Source organism: Vreelandella sp. DA03-1M (assembly GCF_055725665.1).
Genome location: NZ_CM146798.1, coordinates 4,531,451 through 4,548,142, shown reverse-complemented (window position 1 = coordinate 4,548,142; position 16,692 = coordinate 4,531,451). Strand labels below are relative to the sequence as shown.

17 protein-coding genes are annotated in these 16,692 nt (G+C 53.8%); 6 read left to right on the top strand and 11 right to left on the bottom strand.

What is annotated here, in order from left to right; translation table 11 throughout:
* Position 1: 1 nt before the first annotated feature.
* The 4 genes from phoR (at position 2) to ACXUPB_RS21180 (ending at position 3,972) form a co-directional block, all read left to right on the top strand.
* A complete protein-coding gene (phoR, locus tag ACXUPB_RS21195; protein WP_472954585.1) occupies positions 2–1,288 on the top strand; it encodes a phosphate regulon sensor histidine kinase PhoR in 1,287 nt (428 codons plus the stop codon).
* A gap of 310 nt (positions 1,289–1,598) precedes the next feature.
* Positions 1,599–1,913, top strand: a complete 315-nt coding sequence (locus ACXUPB_RS21190) for a hypothetical protein (RefSeq protein ID WP_472954583.1) — start codon at positions 1,599–1,601, stop codon at positions 1,911–1,913.
* A gap of 862 nt (positions 1,914–2,775) precedes the next feature.
* Positions 2,776–3,078, top strand: coding sequence for a hypothetical protein (locus ACXUPB_RS21185; RefSeq protein WP_179914925.1), 303 nt, complete (start codon positions 2,776–2,778; stop codon positions 3,076–3,078).
* A gap of 564 nt (positions 3,079–3,642) precedes the next feature.
* Positions 3,643–3,972 (top strand): hypothetical protein, encoded by a 330-nt coding sequence (locus ACXUPB_RS21180; protein ID WP_472954582.1) that lies wholly within the window; start codon positions 3,643–3,645, stop codon positions 3,970–3,972.
* Positions 3,973–4,064: 92 nt separating this feature from the next.
* Here ACXUPB_RS21180 and ACXUPB_RS21175 read toward each other — a convergent pair whose 3' ends face one another.
* The 7 genes from ACXUPB_RS21175 to ACXUPB_RS21145 all read right to left on the bottom strand — a co-directional run bounded on the left by ACXUPB_RS21175 (position 4,065) and on the right by ACXUPB_RS21145 (position 10,634).
* Positions 4,065–4,559 carry a copper chaperone PCu(A)C gene (locus tag ACXUPB_RS21175; RefSeq protein WP_472954580.1) on the bottom strand — a complete coding sequence of 165 codons (495 nt, stop codon included), beginning with the start codon at positions 4,557–4,559 and terminating at the stop codon, positions 4,065–4,067.
* A gap of 87 nt (positions 4,560–4,646) precedes the next feature.
* Positions 4,647–5,390 carry a sulfate transporter CysZ gene (gene cysZ, locus ACXUPB_RS21170; RefSeq protein ID WP_472954578.1) on the bottom strand — a complete coding sequence of 248 codons (744 nt, stop codon included), beginning with the start codon at positions 5,388–5,390 and terminating at the stop codon, positions 4,647–4,649.
* 80 nt (positions 5,391–5,470) lie between these two features.
* Entirely contained in the window at positions 5,471–6,196 is a 726-nt protein-coding gene (gene phoU, locus ACXUPB_RS21165) for a phosphate signaling complex protein PhoU (RefSeq protein ID WP_008956462.1), read from the bottom strand.
* A gap of 31 nt (positions 6,197–6,227) precedes the next feature.
* Complete coding sequence (gene pstB, locus ACXUPB_RS21160) at positions 6,228–7,043, bottom strand: phosphate ABC transporter ATP-binding protein PstB (RefSeq protein ID WP_179914927.1); 816 nt, start codon at positions 7,041–7,043, stop codon at positions 6,228–6,230.
* The gene (gene pstA, locus ACXUPB_RS21155) at positions 7,037–8,461 is read right to left on the bottom strand and encodes a phosphate ABC transporter permease PstA (protein ID WP_472954577.1); all 1,425 of its coding nucleotides are present in this window, start codon (positions 8,459–8,461) and stop codon (positions 7,037–7,039) included. Before pstA ends, pstB begins: the two co-directional genes overlap by 7 nt.
* Positions 8,458–9,576 (bottom strand): ABC transporter permease subunit, encoded by a 1,119-nt coding sequence (locus tag ACXUPB_RS21150; RefSeq protein WP_472954576.1) that lies wholly within the window; start codon positions 9,574–9,576, stop codon positions 8,458–8,460. Before ACXUPB_RS21150 ends, pstA begins: the two co-directional genes overlap by 4 nt.
* A 161-nt stretch (positions 9,577–9,737) precedes the next feature.
* Positions 9,738–10,634, bottom strand: coding sequence for a PstS family phosphate ABC transporter substrate-binding protein (locus ACXUPB_RS21145; RefSeq protein WP_472954575.1), 897 nt, complete (start codon positions 10,632–10,634; stop codon positions 9,738–9,740).
* 196 nt (positions 10,635–10,830) lie between these two features.
* Here ACXUPB_RS21145 and ACXUPB_RS21140 point away from each other — a divergent pair, with 196 nt between their 5' ends.
* Positions 10,831–11,247, top strand: coding sequence for an acyl-CoA thioesterase (locus ACXUPB_RS21140; protein ID WP_008956467.1), 417 nt, complete (start codon positions 10,831–10,833; stop codon positions 11,245–11,247).
* Between the two features lie 96 nt (positions 11,248–11,343).
* Here ACXUPB_RS21140 and ACXUPB_RS21135 read toward each other — a convergent pair whose 3' ends face one another.
* From ACXUPB_RS21135 to hexR, 4 genes are all read right to left on the bottom strand, one after another.
* A complete protein-coding gene (locus ACXUPB_RS21135; RefSeq protein WP_472954573.1) occupies positions 11,344–12,438 on the bottom strand; it encodes a TRAP transporter substrate-binding protein in 1,095 nt (364 codons plus the stop codon).
* Positions 12,439–12,544: 106 nt separating this feature from the next.
* The gene (locus tag ACXUPB_RS21130; RefSeq protein WP_472954571.1) at positions 12,545–13,024 is read right to left on the bottom strand and encodes a phosphate-starvation-inducible PsiE family protein; all 480 of its coding nucleotides are present in this window, start codon (positions 13,022–13,024) and stop codon (positions 12,545–12,547) included.
* Positions 13,025–13,086: 62 nt separating this feature from the next.
* Entirely contained in the window at positions 13,087–15,285 is a 2,199-nt protein-coding gene (gene uvrD / locus ACXUPB_RS21125) for a DNA helicase II (RefSeq protein WP_472954569.1), read from the bottom strand.
* Between the two features lie 77 nt (positions 15,286–15,362).
* Entirely contained in the window at positions 15,363–16,217 is an 855-nt protein-coding gene (gene hexR / locus ACXUPB_RS21120) for a transcriptional regulator HexR (protein ID WP_022521119.1), read from the bottom strand.
* A gap of 250 nt (positions 16,218–16,467) precedes the next feature.
* On the opposite strand from hexR, the gene ACXUPB_RS21115 reads away from it, so the two are divergent.
* On the top strand, positions 16,468–16,683 hold the full coding sequence (locus tag ACXUPB_RS21115) for a PA3496 family putative envelope integrity protein (protein ID WP_035556145.1): 216 nt from the start codon (positions 16,468–16,470) through the stop codon (positions 16,681–16,683).
* Positions 16,684–16,692 lie beyond the last annotated feature (9 nt).

The following is a 16,692-nucleotide window of genomic DNA, read 5'->3' as shown; positions in this document are numbered from 1 at the left end:
TGTGCGCCTATGGAGTCGTGAACTGTGGCGTCTAGCGTGGCTGGCCACACTGGGTACTTGCTTAGGCTGGTTATTGGGCTCAGCAGGGCTAGGGCTTGCGGCAGGGCTTGCTGTATGTCTGTTTTATCACTTGCGGCAGCTACGCGAACTTTATTTATGGCTAACCCTACATCCTCACGATGAGCCGCCTGCCGCTCACGGTATGTGGGGTGAATTGTTTGATCGTTTATACCGCTATCAGAAAAGCCAGCGTATAACGCAAAGTCGGCTGCGTGCTACTTTGGCCCGTATTCAAGAGTCGTCTGAAGCGATGCGTGACAGTGTGGTCATGCTCGACCGCCACGGTGATCTAGAGTGGTGGAACAGCGCTGCAACGAACATGCTAGGGCTACAAACTGCCCATGATCGTGGTCAGCACATTACCAACCTACTGCGCGAGCCAAGTTTCATCCGCTACTTCAATGCGCGGGAGTATGGCGAGCCGTTAACGCTGACATCGCCGATTGACGAGCGTCGAATCCTGCAGTATCAAATTACCCTGTACGGTGACGATGAACGGCTGGTAATGGCCCGGGATATCACGCGCTTGCACCGCCTGGAACAGATGCGGCGCGACTTTGTTGCCAACGTCTCTCACGAGCTTCGCACGCCGCTAACCGTCCTTTCCGGCTATCTGGAAACCTACAGCGATATTGCTGACCAGTTACCGCCGCGTTTGGGCAAAAGCATCAACCAGATGCAGGAACAGACGCAGCGAATGCAAAACCTGGTCAATGATCTATTGCTGCTCTCCCGGTTGGAAATCGACCAGGGGGGGAAAGATCACCAACCGTTGTCGCTAGGGCCTATGCTACAAAGCATTTGTGATGATGCGCTGGCGCTGTCGAATCAGCGTCATACCATTACTGTCGCGCTTGAAAGCGATGCACGCCTGCTGGGTAGTGAGCAGGAGATTCGTAGCGCCATCTCTAATCTCGCTTTCAATGCCGTTCGCTATACGCCAGCAGGTAGCCACATCACATTACGCTGGAAAGCTAGCGCGACTGGTGGCGGCTGTATCGATGTGGAAGACAATGGTGAAGGGATTGATCCTGTCCATATTCCCCGACTAACCGAACGTTTTTACCGTGTCGACAAAGGCCGCAGCACCGCAACTGGCGGCACTGGCTTAGGCTTGGCAATCGTCAAGCACGTACTATTACGCCACGATGCGCAATTACAGATTGAATCCCACCCGGGTAAAGGGGCGCTTTTTCGCTGCTCATTTCCCGCTTCACGTCTTGTATAGGTCTCAGTAAGCGACCTTTCGCACCATACCTGTAAAGGTGTGCAATATTGGCATGTGAGGTTGGTAAGAGTTTACTCATGTGCCATTTTTATACAGTTTTTAGGCTTGGTATTTCGATATTAACAGAGTGCTATAGCTTAACTGGTTTTAGTTAACTCATTGATTTTTATTTATTTAATTTTATTTTTTTTGTTTTTGGCATGCCCGCTGCATTGTTAAAAATAAGGAAGACGACCGCAGGAAATGCTGGCTTGTATATAAGCCCTTCTTTCTTAACCAAGCGGTAATAAACAGCGATCGGAGGTGGAATATGATGTCCAAGGATTTACTCAAGAAAGCTGGCATTTTAGGTGTATCTTTTGGTTTGATGGCAAGCCCGTTAGCCTTTGCTCAAACAGATGAAAATTCAGCTATTGATGAAAATCAGGGAATTACAGCTGAAGAGCAACCAATGGATCCCCAAGGTACTGATAGTTCAGACGGTCATGATACTAAAGACATGACTAACGATTTAACCCATGACGAAGGTGATAGAGCCAGCGACATGGATCCTCAGTCAAGCGGTCATTCAGATGACGCTGAGTATGACGACGATGAGCTTGTAGAAGAAAACAGCGGTAGCTAATTGTTAATTATCATTTAGATATCAAAGAGCATCTTTTCAACGGATGAAAAGGTAATTGACAGGATGTTACAAAGGCAAGGATGCTTTTCAGGTTCAAGGATGAATCACTAGGAAATCAAACGTTAGTCAGGGTTAATTCCAAGGTTGGAGTCCTCTACAAGGAGTGGGAGCTAACGTTAGTTATTACCTATAGCCTATTCTGATATCGGACCCCGCCAGTCGGGGTCTAATTTTTTGCTGCCTGCTTTTTGTGGGCTTCTTCTACTGCATTTCCCTATTTTTACCTACCTACCTACCTACCTACCTACCTACCTACCTACCTACCTTTTTGAGTGCATATCGTGAACTATTCTCGCTCCTTTCATCCATGAGTAGTCTAGGTTTTGTACGAAAAGTCGGCGAGCGAAGACTAGACAAGGCAAAAATTAACGAGAAAGCGGAGTTTACGGGGTGTAAATGAGCATTTCGAGGCGATTTTTAACGCCGTATTGTCGAGCGCAGGCAGTTTTCGTACAAAGCCTAAGTCTACTACTCGATAACGTAGCGCAGGCGCGATGAGGTTAGCTTTAAAAGTAATTCTTAACATTAGCGTTTGAGGATAAGTGTGCCATAAAGGCACAGACAATTTTGCGCATGTGTCATTTGTGCACATGTATTTTGCGTGCTTTTGTTTTTAGTGGCTTAATATTGTGCGCAATTGATACTTAATAAGTAATTGTTTTTATTTAATTTTATTAAATATAGTGGAAGTTGGCACTGTAAGTGCTTTATCAGGGCAGTGAGGTCACCGCAGAGAGAAGCAAGCCAGCAGGCCCTTCTTTCTTCACTTCAGCGGTATTAAGCAGTCATTTGGAGTAATACTATGTTTAACGTTCTTTTTAAAAAATCAGCTGTTGTAGGACTTGCATTCGGTTTGCTGGCGAGCCCAGTTGCATTCGCAAATTTTTCCATCAAAGCTAATCAAGATCTGTCTGTTAATGATGAACCAATTCAGGCTCAATCACAGCGCACACATGAACAAGCAGTTTTTACCCCATCTGATTTGATGTACGACGTAGGTGATCGCCCTAATGTTATTAAGGCAGAATCCCATCGTACTAGTGTTCAAGCAGAATATACCGCTAAAGATTTGACGCATGACGTAGGCGATGGAAACGCTTGGTAACAAAAGTTTGCAATTAAGCGGAATGTATTACGTTTGAGGTGTGAGTTAATCACTCAGATGCGTGTCACACCGATAGGGATGCAGGTCGATTCAAGGAGTGAATCAATCGACAATCAGAGCGCTGGTCAGGGTTAAATTCCAAGGTTGGAGCAGTCCCGCAAAAGGAAAGGAAGCTAGCGCTAGTCATTGTCAAAGTATTGTGTCCTTAGACCCCGCTGATGTGGGGTCTGATTTTTTGTGACATCCAACACTCTCTCAAACCATTTTTCTCTCGTTTAAGGTGCTGCTTTCTAGCGGAGCTAATTTCATTGCGTCGTTATGTATACACTGCACATCAGCCTCGGGTATTCGCTATGTATAGATAGCAGCCATATGAGTAATTGATGCACAATCATTTTGGGCACAAAAGGGTTGGTTAATTATTTTTAAGCGATATTTTGGTGTAAGTGTTTAATTATTAAATAATAATTTATATGTCTTTTTTGTCGCCTAATGTGCAACGTAAAGCGTAAAAGCCGTTCTAATCATCATCGAACGGAATCCATGAATAATGAGGAGAACACCATGCTGCTAAAAGAAATGAGCAAAAATGTCGCCCTGCTAGGTATTGCTTTTGGTCTGGTCGCGAGCCCTCTGGCGATGGCGCACTCATCTATTGAGCTGAACCAAGACCGTACCGCTGGTCAGGGTGTCATCGACAAACCTGAGTCACATGCCGCTTCTAAACAATCTCATGTCTCGGCGGGTGACTTGAACCGTGATGAAAGCGAGAGCTTGGACTTTTCGCCCTCCAGTAGCCGTCCTTCTACGGCTGAAGAAGGGTCTACTTCTCGCCAAGAGGGTTACACTCCCGGGAAACTCAACCGGGATGAAGGCGGTAGTACCGACTGGTAAATAATGGAATAAGTGTAACTGCTAATGTAATCGTTGCTCGCTAAAAACCCCGCCGAAGCGGGGTTTTTGCTATATGTTAACTGCAGCCCACATCAGTGGTGATGCCCATCAGCAGCTTCGCTGCCTTCCTGGGCGCTCTGTATCCAGACTTCAATATCCACATCGTCTTGTTCTGCAAAGGTGAGCGTGAGAGGGAACCGCTCACCCTCCTTTAACGGCTCGCTTAGGCCAATCAGCATTAAGTGAAAGCCGCCACCCGGCCGCATGGTATAAGTCTCCCCTGCCTCGACACGAATCTCATCCACATGCCGCATCTGCATCATATCGCCGTCCATTTGCATATCATGCAGCTCAACGTTGCTGCTCACAGGGCTGCTCGCGCCGATAAGAGTAATAGGGTCTGAAAAGGCGGTGATATCGATGTAGGCTGCGCCGTTTACCGCCCCCGGTGGGGTAGGGGTAGCGAAGGGATGCGCAATGCGCAGAGCCTCAGTTTTTACGTCGTGGGCTACGGCCATAGATGCCATCGAAATAGACATAGCGCTAATCAAGAGTATGCCACCCAGCCAAGCCGTCGGTTTTAGCATGCGGTAATTCCTTTGTTGTTAATTGAGTCCAGGATAGACGAACAAACCATAAAGGTAGCAAAGTGGTGTCGCCTGGGTAATAAGCGCCTACTGCGGTGTGATGCCGCGTGTATCACCATGTACATTTCGGTAATGGTCATCCCAGAGTAGTACGGCACCCGCGACAGCGCCGGGAATCAGAAATAGATTGGCCAGCGGAATCCAGGTGATTAGCGTGACCAATCCTCCAAAACTTAAGCTTTGCCACCAGCGTTTCGAGAGCCGTTGGCGCATATCGGCAAACGAGACCTTATTGTTATCCATTGGGTAGTCTAGATAAGTAATGGCCATGATCCAGGCGGAGAATAGCGCCCACAGCAGGGGGGCTATTAAGTTCAGCCCTGGGATCCAGCTAAGCACAAACAGACCGGCGGCACGGGGCAAAATATAGGCGAGCTTAACAAATTCGCGACCAATGGCATCAATGGCTGTTTTAGTAAGGTTGCGGTCATCAATCGGTTTGCGGCCAGTCACTTGGGTTTCGACTTTAGCGGCCAAAAAACCGTAAAAAGGCGCGGCGATCAGGCTGGACACCAGCGTAAAGGTAAAAAACACCACCACTAACAGGCTAATCACGAAAAGAGGCCAGATAAGCCAGGAGAGCCAATCAAGCCAGGTTGGCACCATGTTCATCCAATGATCTAGCCAACCACCGAAGCGGTTGAGCACGAAGCTGAACATGCTGACGTAAACAATCAGGTTGACTAAAATAGGCAGAAAAATATAGCGGCGCATACCTGACTGATACACGCAGCGTGTACCTCGGCTAAGCGCAGTGACAGCATCCAGCATGGTGGGGGAGACTCCTTGTGATTCAAACGTCCAGGCCGCTTAACAGCCTGGACGTATTGCAGGAGGAAACCCCTTTCAGGTCAAGACTTTTTTAGCACTTGCGGGTCAAGGTTATCGGGGTCGCTGTGGCGGATATCCAGCCCTTTAACAAGATAAACCACGTACTCAGCAAGGTTGTCAGCGTGGTCGCCCACGCGTTCCAGGGCGCGCAGCACCCACATGATGCTGAGTACGGAGGTGATCGAGCGCGAGTCTTCCATCATAAAGGTCATTAACGAACGCATAGCGCTGCTGTACTCATCGTCAACCAGTTCGTCTTCGCGCACAACCTGCATCGCAAGGTCGGTGTCAAAGCGGGCAAAGGCGGTGAGCGCATCGCGCAGCATTTTGCGCACATGCTCGCTGATGTGGCGCACTTCCACCAAGCCACGAATGGTGCTGGTACTTTCACTCAGCAGCAGGGCGTTACGGGCGATTTTGCTGGCCTCATCGCCGATTCGCTCAAGATCAGAGGTGGCGCGGATAACGGCAAGCACCAGGCGTAGGTCGGACGCTGCAGGCTGACGCCGCGCCAGTACCCGGGTGCATTCGTCGTCGATTTGCAGCTGCAGATCGTTGACCTGACGATCATTGTCGCGCACTTGTTCGGCTAGGCGGGTGTCGCCTTCCAGAAGCGCAAAGACGGCATCCTGCACTTGCTTCTCTACCAGACCGCCCATGGCCATCAGATGGGTTTTTAGCTCTTCCAGCTCCTGGTTGAACTGGCGAGAGATATGCTGGCTGTGTGAGTCGCTAGTAATATCCATGGAGCACTCCTGACGTTTCAGTCGCTAAGGCCTAGGTAATGCGGCCGGTGATGTAGTTTTCGGTGTGTTGCAAACGGGGGTTGGTGAAGACCTGATCGGTAGGCCCGTACTCAACCAGCTCACCTTGATGCAAAAAGGCGGTGTAGTCCGATACGCGCGCCGCTTGTTGCATATTGTGGGTGACCAGTACCAGCGTTAGCTCCGACTTTAGATTACGGATCAACTCCTCAATTTTGAGCGTTGAAATCGGGTCTAGCGCTGACGCGGGTTCATCAAGCAGCAGCACATCGGGCTGTACTGCTAAGGTGCGGGCGATGACTAGGCGCTGCTGCTGTCCACCGGAAAGCTGCCAGGCGGAGCGGTGCAGGCGGTCTTTCACTTCATCCCATAGCGCGGCGGAGGTTAATGCCCACTCAATAATATCGTCCCTTTTGCGCTTGGGAAGGCGCTGCTGCAACCGCAGGCCAAAGGCCACGTTTTCATAGATCGACATAGGGAAGGGATTGGGGGTTTGAAACACCATCCCTACTCGCCGCCGCAGCTCGGTCACGTTCGTTTGCGGGTCGTGAATGTCCTGCCCTTCCAGCGTGATTTTGCCGCTATGGGTCACTGTCTCATTGAGATCGTGCAGCCGATTAATTGCCCGTAACAGCGTCGACTTACCGCATCCCGACGGGCCAATGAAGGCCGTCACACGATGCCGCGGAACACTCAGGGTTAAATCGCGCAACGCCGCTTTCCCCGCATAGGCGAGGCTTAAGTGATCGATGCTCAGGCAGCTGTGCTCTGACGAAAAGTGCGCCACTGGTACCTGAGCGGTATTAGCTGAATGTAAAGGCGCTAGCATTCGTTTCCCCGTTGACGCCTAAGATAATGACGCAGAAATATGGCAGTTAGATTAAGCACTAGCACAATCAACACTAAAAGTAGCGCCGTGGCGTAAACCAGCGGGATCGCAGCTTGTACATCTTCGCCGTGAAAGGCGGTATCAAATAAATGATAGCCAAGGTGCATAAACTTGCGCTCTAAATGTAGATAAGGAAACTCACCGTCAATCGGCATTTGTGGCGCTAGTTTGGCAACGCCGACGAGCATCAGTGGCGCCACTTCGCCTGCCGCGCGGGCGATCGCTAAAATAACGCCTGTCAGCATGGCCGGTGCCGCCATTGGCAGTACGATGCGGGTAAGCATCTCAAGGCGAGTAGCGCCCAGTGCCACGGCGCCTTCGCGCTGGGCCTCAGGAATACGCGCGAGCCCCTCTTCGGTTGCCACAATTACGACGGGTAGGGTTAGCAGGGCGAGGGTTAACGAGGCCCACAGCAGGCCGCCGGTGCCAAACGTGGGCGAAGGCAATGTATCGCTGAAAAACCACTCATCCAGCGAGCCGCCAATGCCGTAAACGAACACTCCCAAGCCGAAGACGCCATAGACGATGGACGGCACACCCGCTAGATTGCGCACGCCAATGCGCACCAGGCGCGTCAGCCGCCCCTGGTGAGCAATTTCATTGAGGTAAATAGCGGCCAGCACGCCAAATGGCGTGACCATGACGGACATTAAAATCACCATTAGCACGGTGCCAAATATCGCCGGCCACACGCCACCGTCGGTATTGGCTGCTCGGGGCCCTTCGCTGAGAAACCGCCATACCCCATCGCCCCAGGCATGGGTTTTCTGCCACCAGCTCATCGCATTTGGGGCTTGAGCGCTGACGACGCTGGCCAACGGCTGGCGTAAGGTTTGGCCATCCACGGTGGTGAGCAGTAGCTGGCTCTCTTGGCGTTGGCTGGCGGGGAGCGCCAATAAAGTCATTAACCGTTGCCAGGCAGCATCGCCCACCCAGCGCTGGTCGTCTTGCTCAATGGCCGCCAAGCGGCCAATAAAATCCCCCCAAGGGCTTCGCTCCAGGCGAATCAAGTCAGCTGGCTGCGCGCGTTCGGCAATCTCCTCAATCGCCACCCAGCGCCAGCGGGCGCCCTCAATGTCCTGATTGCCGGTAAAGTACAGCCGTTCATCTCCCGCTTGCTGGGGGAGCTCGACCTCGCGCACGGCATGGCCAGCAAAGGTGTCACCCGAACGCAGGGTGACCTCTTCAAGCGTCGCGGGCCAGAAGTGCCCAAGCCCACGCACTAACAGTAGCGCCAGTAGAGCACCCAGCATCAGCAAGGAGAGCGCTACGCTGGCCGCACATAGCCAGGGCCATAAATCATTTAACCAGTTAAAACGAGGGCGGCGAGAGGCGGTGTTGACCGTGCCAGCTGTCATGATGTGCCTCCCATCTGGCGATAACGGCGGCGCAGGCGCTGGCGGACAACCTCGGCTAGGGTGTTAACCAGGAATGTGAAGATAAACAGCACCAGCGCGGCAAAAATCAGCAGATGATAGGTCTGGCCGCCGGGTGACGCTTCAGGAAGCTCGATGGCAATAGCCGCGGCCATGGAGCGCATCCCTTCGAAAGGGCTGGCGCTAAACAGAGCGGTGTTGCCACTGGCCATCAGTACAATCATGGTTTCGCCCACTGCACGGCCCGCGCCGATCATCACCGCCGAGAAAATACCTGGCCCTGCCGCCGCCAGTGCCACCTTCCACAGCGCCTGCCAACGGCTGGCACCCAGCGCCTGGGCGCCCTCTATCAGGGTCGAAGGCACATCGGCAAGGGCATCTTCTGCCAATGAGTAGATGCTGGGGATAACGGCAAACCCCATCGCCAGGCCGATAATCAAGGCATTGCGGGTGGCGTAATCCATCCCAAAGCGCTGGTCGAGCAACTGACGCAGATCCCCGCCCAGCCACAGCTGCTCCATCCACGGCGCAAGCCATAGCGCTATCACCACCATCAGAGCAAGCCACGGTATTAGCCAGAGACCTGCCCAGGAGAGCGGCAAACGGCGCTGCAGGCGGGCTTTGGCCAGTTGCCAGAGCAAGCCCGCAAGCCCGGCACTGAGCGGCAGCCAGACCATCAGCACTAAAGCGCTGGCCAAGTGTCGCTCTACCCATGGTGCCAAAATGAGCCCGGCAATAAAGCCCACCACCACGCCCGGAATGGCCTCCATCATTTCGAGCGCGGGTTTGATGCGCGCGCGCAAGCGCACTGACATAAACAGCGCAGAGTAGATCGCCGCCCCTAAGGCGACGGGAATCGCAAACAGCAGCGCGGCCAGCGCGGCTTTAAGGGTGCCCCACGCCAGCGGAGAGAGCTTGGCCAGGGCCAAGCTCTCTCCAATCGCCAGTAGTGGCAGCGTTTCCCATATCAGAAAAACGCCGATAGCGAGAATCGCCAGCAGCACCCCGACACCACCAGCGGTGATTAACCCAGTGGCCACACGATCCTGAAGCAAGCGCAATGGCTGCCGAGAAGAGGTTAACCGAGGTGGGGTCATGTCGCTATCATGACAAAACTAGGCATGGCAAAACCGGGGTGATCACAGTACTGACCAGCATGTATTGAAAGAGTGGGTCGTGAAGAGAGCTTATAGTGAAAACGGTGCATAGAATGACTTCCTACTCTAAGACGATTATGTGTCAATTGGATGACAGCGGCTTACCACCTTTGCTGCGCGTCAAGGACGCTTGGGGTTAAGGGGACAAAACCGGATGCGCGTGCAATTTGCTGGCCTTCATCGGACATGATCAACGCCAATAGAGCCTGCTCGGCGGGCGGCAAGGATGCCCCGGGCGGCAGGTTCACGTATAGGTACAGGTAGCGCGACAGCGGATAATCACCGCTCTGTATCGCTGCTTCATCGGGCGGTATAGCGATGTCGTCATCGTCATAAAGGCTTAATGCGCGCACGGCCGGCGTTAGGTGGTTAAACCCGGCGTATCCCATTGCATTGGCAGACTCGCCCACTGCAGCGACGACCGCCGATGAGCCGGGGTGTTCGCTAATATCGTTGCGAAAGAGGCCGCCGCACAGCGCCCGTTCTTGAAATAGTCCGTGAGTGCCGGAGGCAAGGTTGCGACCATGTAACGCAATACTGCCAAATGACCAGTCACGCGTTGCCGAGAGCTGGTCCCAGCGCCGTATCGGCGCCTCGGCACCGCAGGCGCGTGAGGTCGAGAAGATGGCATCGACCTGCTGGCGTGTGAGCGCGCGCAGCGGGTTATGGCGATGGACGACCACAATCAGCGCGTCACGGGCAACCTTTAACTCCAGCGGCGGGTAGCCGTAGCGCTCAATGAAATTATTACGCTCTTCGGTGCTCATCGGGCGGGACATCGGCCCCAGCCGGGTGGTACCCGCCATTAGGGCTGTTGGCGCGCTGGCCGAGCCGCTGGCTTGAAATTGCAGCTTTACCTCAGGGTGGCGGGAAGTCAGTGTTTCGCCCCAGCGCAGCATTAGCACAGCCATGGTGTCAGAACCGACCGCACCTAATGTGCCGGTTATCGGCAGTGATTGCCCCCAAGTAGGCGGCGTTACCAGCAGCAGGGCCATCATCACCCAGCAACCCAAGTTGTGCCGTAGCGATAAAAGGTAGCTTCTATAAGATGAAAGAGTATGCACCGGAGTATTCAAACAAGCGTCCTCTTATGGTTAACTGAACCCATTCACTTGTGTTGCGACGCAGCAACGCCCCTTGGCAATGTGCCTTACTGCAACGTTTACAACAATAAACTGACTAAGCGACGAACCCATGACTCTTCTGGAAACCGATTTGGATGACGTACCGGCCCCTCAAGGGCAGCTTACTTTAAAATTACTGGCTTCCCGACAAGATACCAATCTTTATGGTGATATACCTGGTGGTTGGCTAGTCAATCAAATGGACCAGGCAGCTGAGCTTGCAGCCTGCCGCGAAGCGGGTGGGCGAACGGCCACCGTGGCGATTGAAGCCATGGATTTTTTAAGCCCGGTGCGCGTCGGCTCAATGGTCAGTGTCTACACCCAGGTACAAGAGATCGGTCATAGCTCAATCAAAATTGATGTAGAAGTATGGGTACGCCCGCCCCATGGGCAGCGGATTGAAGAGCGTCAAAAGGTGACAGAGGCGCGTTTTGTAATGGTCGCATTAGACGATAATGGGCGGATCCGAGCGGTACACAGCGAGTAGCTCTTTCTTATCAACTCTTTCAATGTTCCCGCCTAACAAAGCAAAAGGGCGCTCAGTGCGCCCTTTTGCTTACTTGCCGCTTTCCTGTCTGGATAATCAGGCACCTACGTTGTCGCGGTTCTTGAGATAGGCGTATTCACCCACATCGCTAAACGGGCGCAGCAGTTTCTGGAACGCCGAATAAGACTCGTAAACACGGCGGGACTCTTCGTCGTTATCAACCTGACGCTGAACGGCTTCCAGGGAGGAGGTGTAAAGCGCTGCCATTACGTCTTCAGGGAAGGTACGCAGCTGAACGCCATGCTCATCGACCAGCGCTTCCAGGGCCTGGGCGTTGCGGAAGGCGAATTCGCTGATCATGGCCAGGTTAGAAGCCCGTGCCGCTTCACGGACTACGTTCTGCAGGTCTTCCGGCAGCGAGTTCCAGGCATCCAGGTTAATCGTGCCTTCCAGTACGGCAGAGGGCTCGTTCCACGCCGAGGTGTAGTAATAGTCAGCCACTTGGTGCAAACCAAATGCCAAGTCGTTATACGGCCCTACCCAGTCAGCGGCATCCAGTGCGCCGGTTTGCAGCGAGGTGAAGATTTCCGAACCCGGCATATTAACGGTACTGACGCCAATGCCGTTCATCGCTTCACCTGCGAGGCCAGGAAGACGAAGTTTCAACCCCTGCATATCGTCTAACGAGTTGATCTCTTTCTTGAACCAGCCCGCCATTTGCGTACCGGTGTTACCGACGGCAAAGGGTTTCAGGTTGTGATTAGCGTAGATCTCATCCCACAGTTCCTGACCGCCGCCATGGTACAACCAGGCGTTCATTTCGGTGGTGTTCATACCGAACGGTACGGCGGTAAAGAACTGAGAGGCAGCGACTTTGCCGCGCCAGTAATACGACGCAGAGTGACCCATCTCAGCGGTCCCCGCCGCCACAGCGTCGAATACTTCAAGCGCAGGTACCAGCTCACCTGCGCCATGTACGCGAATTTGCATGCGGCCGTTAGAAAGCTGCTCGACCCGACGGGCGAAGTCATTCGCACCGGTGCCTAGGGCGGGAAAGTTTTTTGGCCACGAGGTGACCATGTCCCAGGTAAAGGTCTCTTGAGCGCGTGCGCTAGAGGTGGTTACAAAGGGGGCAGCAGCGACACCGGCAGCACCTAGGCCAACGGTTTTAAGAAAATTACGGCGTTGCATGTGAGCAAAACTCCAAAAGTAATCATACTGTTGTTATAGGGCGCTGAGTGCGCCGTGTCCGCTGGTTAGTATGCTTTATAGCGAATTTAGCTCGCAAGCCTTCTGATCAATCATCCGCCGCGTCTTTCATACTGTTGCCGTGGCGCACCAGCCAATAGCAGCCGCCTAACGCTAAGACTGCCATCGAAAGCGCACCAATTTGCCAAGGGTCGATAACTTCCATATCCAGCACCATAAACTTGCGTACCAGCGCCATAATGGCAATTAACACCACTATTTCGACGTGGATAAAGCCTTTGCCACTGGTCATTGTGCGGATGATGGAGTTATTGAACTCCATGGCAATCAAGACGGTAAGGATCATGTCGAATAGCGCTTGAAATACGCGGTAGTCAAAGGGGTCACGGCTTTGAATAAACAGCAGCTGCACCACATGAATGACTAAGTAATACATAGCAACCAGCACAGCGCCGCCGATGGCGAGGGTGAGCACCAGTGAAATTAAACGTTCAAAGCGCTGATAGCCACTCAATGTTTGCCAGCCATTACTCACTTCGGGAAATAGGCGTTTAAAGCGTTGTTTCATAATGCCTCTCAAAGGCGCCTGAGCGCACAAGCAGGGATAGCTAAGTGAAAGGGGAGGTTTGCTTACAGAGGCGTTAGCTTAGCAAAGCCAAGTACCAGCCATTTGACCCCTTCACCTTCAAAGCTGACCTGTACGCGAGCGCGGGCACCTTCGCCTTCCGCGTTAAGAATAATCCCTTCGCCAAACACCGGGTGCTCAACGCCTTGGCCGACGTGGAGGCTGGGTATGTCGCCGCTGCTCTCAACGCTTTGCTGGGCAAAAGAGGTGCGCGATGCGGTGACCGGGCGTGAAATATGCCCGCGCAGGCGGACTTCTTCCAGCAGGTGCGGCGGTAACTCGCGCAAAAACCGCGATGGGCGTGGAAACACCTCTTTGCCGTGTAGGCGGCGGGTTTCGGCGTGGGTCAGGTAGAGCTTCTGCATGGCGCGGGTGACGCCGACGTAACACAGCCGCCGCTCCTCTTCGAGCCTGCCCGGCTCCTCCAGCGACATCTTGTGCGGAAACAGCCCCTCTTCGACACCGGCAATAAAGACGACGGGGAACTCCAGGCCTTTGGCGGAGTGCAGCGTCATTAGCTGTACGCTGTCTTCAAACTCTTCAGCTTCATGGTCGCCAGCGTTAAGGGCGGCTTCTGAAAGAAACGCTTCCAGCGCCGCCATGCCTTCGCCCGCTTCAGGGGCCTCAAAAACGTCGCCTTGGGTAAAGGCGCGGGCAGCAGTGACGAGCTCTTCCAAGTTTTCGACCCGCGCCTGGCCTTTCTCGCCGCGCTCACTTTTGTGATGCTCTATCAAACCGGTGTGCACCGTGACGTGATCGATAATCTCATGCAGTGCCATGCCCGAAGCATCGTTATCGAGCTGCTCGATCAGGTTGGCAAAGGTTTGCACGGCATTGGCCGCGCGGCCTTTCAATGTACCGTCGTTAATTGCATCGTGGAGTGCCTGCCAAAGCTGAATGCCTTGTTCACGAGCGCGCAGGCGGACAATCTCTACCGTGCGCGTGCCGATGCCACGGGTGGGGACGTTAATGACCCGCTCAAGGGAGGCATCGTCATCGCGGTTAAGCATCAGGCGCAAATAGGCCAGGGCATTTTTGATTTCTAAGCGTTCATAAAAACGGTGGCCACCGTAAATACGGTAGGGCATGCCTTGGCGAATCAGGGTCTCTTCCAGCAGCCGCGACTGGGCGTTGGAGCGGTAGAGAATCGCGATATCGCGGCGGTTAAAGCCTTCGTCGACTTTCTCCTTGATGGTGTCGACGATATAGCGGGCTTCTTCCAGGTCGTTAAACCCAGCGTAAATTGAGATCGGCTCGCCTTCGATGCCATCGGTCCATAGGTTTTTGCCCATCCGCTCGCTGTTGTGGCTGATCAGCGTATTGGCGGCTTCAAGAATCGCGCTGGTGGAGCGATAGTTCTGCTCTAGGCGCACGGTATGGGTTTGCGGAAACTCTTGCTCAAAGCGGCTGATATTCTCCACCTTGGCACCGCGCCAGCCGTAGATCGACTGGTCGTCATCACCGACGGCGGTCATCGGCGTTTTCATGCCAGTGAGCAGTTTTAGCCAAGCGTACTGCAGCGTATTGGTATCCTGAAACTCATCCACCAGCACGTGACCAAAGCGCTCTTGATAGTGTTTTAAAAGCGCGGGGTTATCGCGCAGTAGCTCCAGGCTTCTCAACAGCAGCTCGCCGAAATCGACCAGACCGCCCCGCTCGCAGGTGAGCTGGTAGCGTTCGTAGAGCTCGACCATCTGGCCCATGTAGGCATCGCCATCCACATTGACCTGATGCGGACGCAGTCCCTCTTCTTTACAGCCGGAAATAAAGTGCTGCACTTGGCGCGGCGGGTAGCGTTCGTCGTCGATGGAGTAATCTTTCAGCAGCCGTTTGACCAGGCGTAGCTGATCGTCAGAATCGATAATCTGGAAGTGTTGCGGCAGCTTGGCGTCCTGCCAGTGGGTGCGCAGCAGGCGGTGGGCAATGGAGTGAAAGGTGCCCACCCACACATGGCGCAGCGAGAGGCTTAGCAGCGCCTCGAGGCGAGTACGCATTTCCTTGGCGGCTTTATTGGTAAAGGTCACCGCCAGCAGCGCGTAGGGAGACAACCCCTCGGCCTGCATTAGCCAGGCGATGCGATGAACCAGCACGCGGGTTTTGCCGGAGCCTGCGCCTGCGAGCACCAACAGATTACCTTGGGGGGCGCTCACTGCTTCGCGCTGGGCGGAGTTGAGCTGATCGAGAATCGCCGTGACGTCGTCCATAGTAGCCGCTGCCGGATCAAAAAATAGGCGGCTAGTCTAGCACAGCCAGCAAACTGGCTGTGTATACAGGTTAACGATTAGGACTCCTCAGGAAAGCGCAGCGTGTTGAGGCTCTTTTTAACGGCTTTAAGCTGTTCGGCGAGTTTTGGGCCGCGGGTTTTAGCTACGCCCACGGCAAGCACGTCAATCAACACTAGATGGGCAATCCGCGAACTAAGCGGTGTGTAGATTTCGGTGTCTTCGTGGACATCGATATACAGCGGCAGGCTGACCTCTTCGGCGAGTGGCGAGCCGCTGGGGCACAGGCCAATGACTGTCGCGCCCGCTTCGCGAGCCAGTCGTACGCTGGCGACGAGCGCTTTGGTACGCCCCGTTTGCGAAATGGCCACCACCACGTCGCCATCGTTCAAGGTCACTGCCGACATATTCTGCATATGCGGGTCGGCGTAGGCCGAAGTGGAGATCTGCAGGCGAAAGAATTTGTGCTGGGCATCAAAGGCCACGGCACCGGAAGCCCCAAAGCCATAGAACTCGACTCGATTGGCCATCGCCAGGGCGTTTACCGCACGACCCAGGGCATCGTTATCCAGCCGGTCACGAACCGAGAGCAGTGTACCCACGGTCGAGTCGAAGATGCTGTGGGAAAATTCAGCGACCGAGTCGCTGTCGTTCATGGAGAATTGCGCGAACTGACTGCCGCTGGCCAGCATTTGCGCCAGCTGTAGCTTGAAATCCTGAAAGCCATTGCACCCCAGCGCACGGCAAAAGCGCACCACGGTGGGTTCGCTAACGGTGGCTTCGGTGGCCAGATCCACAATACGCATGTGGATGACCTCTTCGGGGTTGCGCAGTACAAACCGCGCCACTTTTTGCTCGGAGCGTCGAAAGTGCTCCATGCGGCGTCTCATTTCATCGAACAGGGCGCGACTCACGTTCAGCTCCTTGGCTCTCTACACAGACTTGGCTAGCTCTAGCATATCGACAGTATGCCTGACAGAAAGCGCAAATGGGCATGGAAAGCGGTGTAAGGGGTAACGTTTAAAGGCCGTTGGCCCCTTTTTTTAAGATTGGTCATCATTTTGTCAAGTAGGTTATAGTAATAATTGAAGTGCCGCACTGCATCATAACAGTCGTCACGGGTGCAGGTGGACGAAGGCATATTCATCTGGAGGAACGTCGATTATGAGAAACGTCGAACGAATCACCTCGGTTAAAAGCGAATTGCTCGACATTTTTATGAGTTTGCAAGTGGATGAGCATGCTCAGCGCCAGCGCAGTGCTGCCCAGCGTAGCTTGAGAGCGCGCCGTGGTATTGAGCTGCACAGGGAGTTCCAAAAATTATCGCGGGATATCGCCCCCTTGCCCGACGAAGATCGGCAAGAGAGCGAATTGCACTGAGGTTAGCAA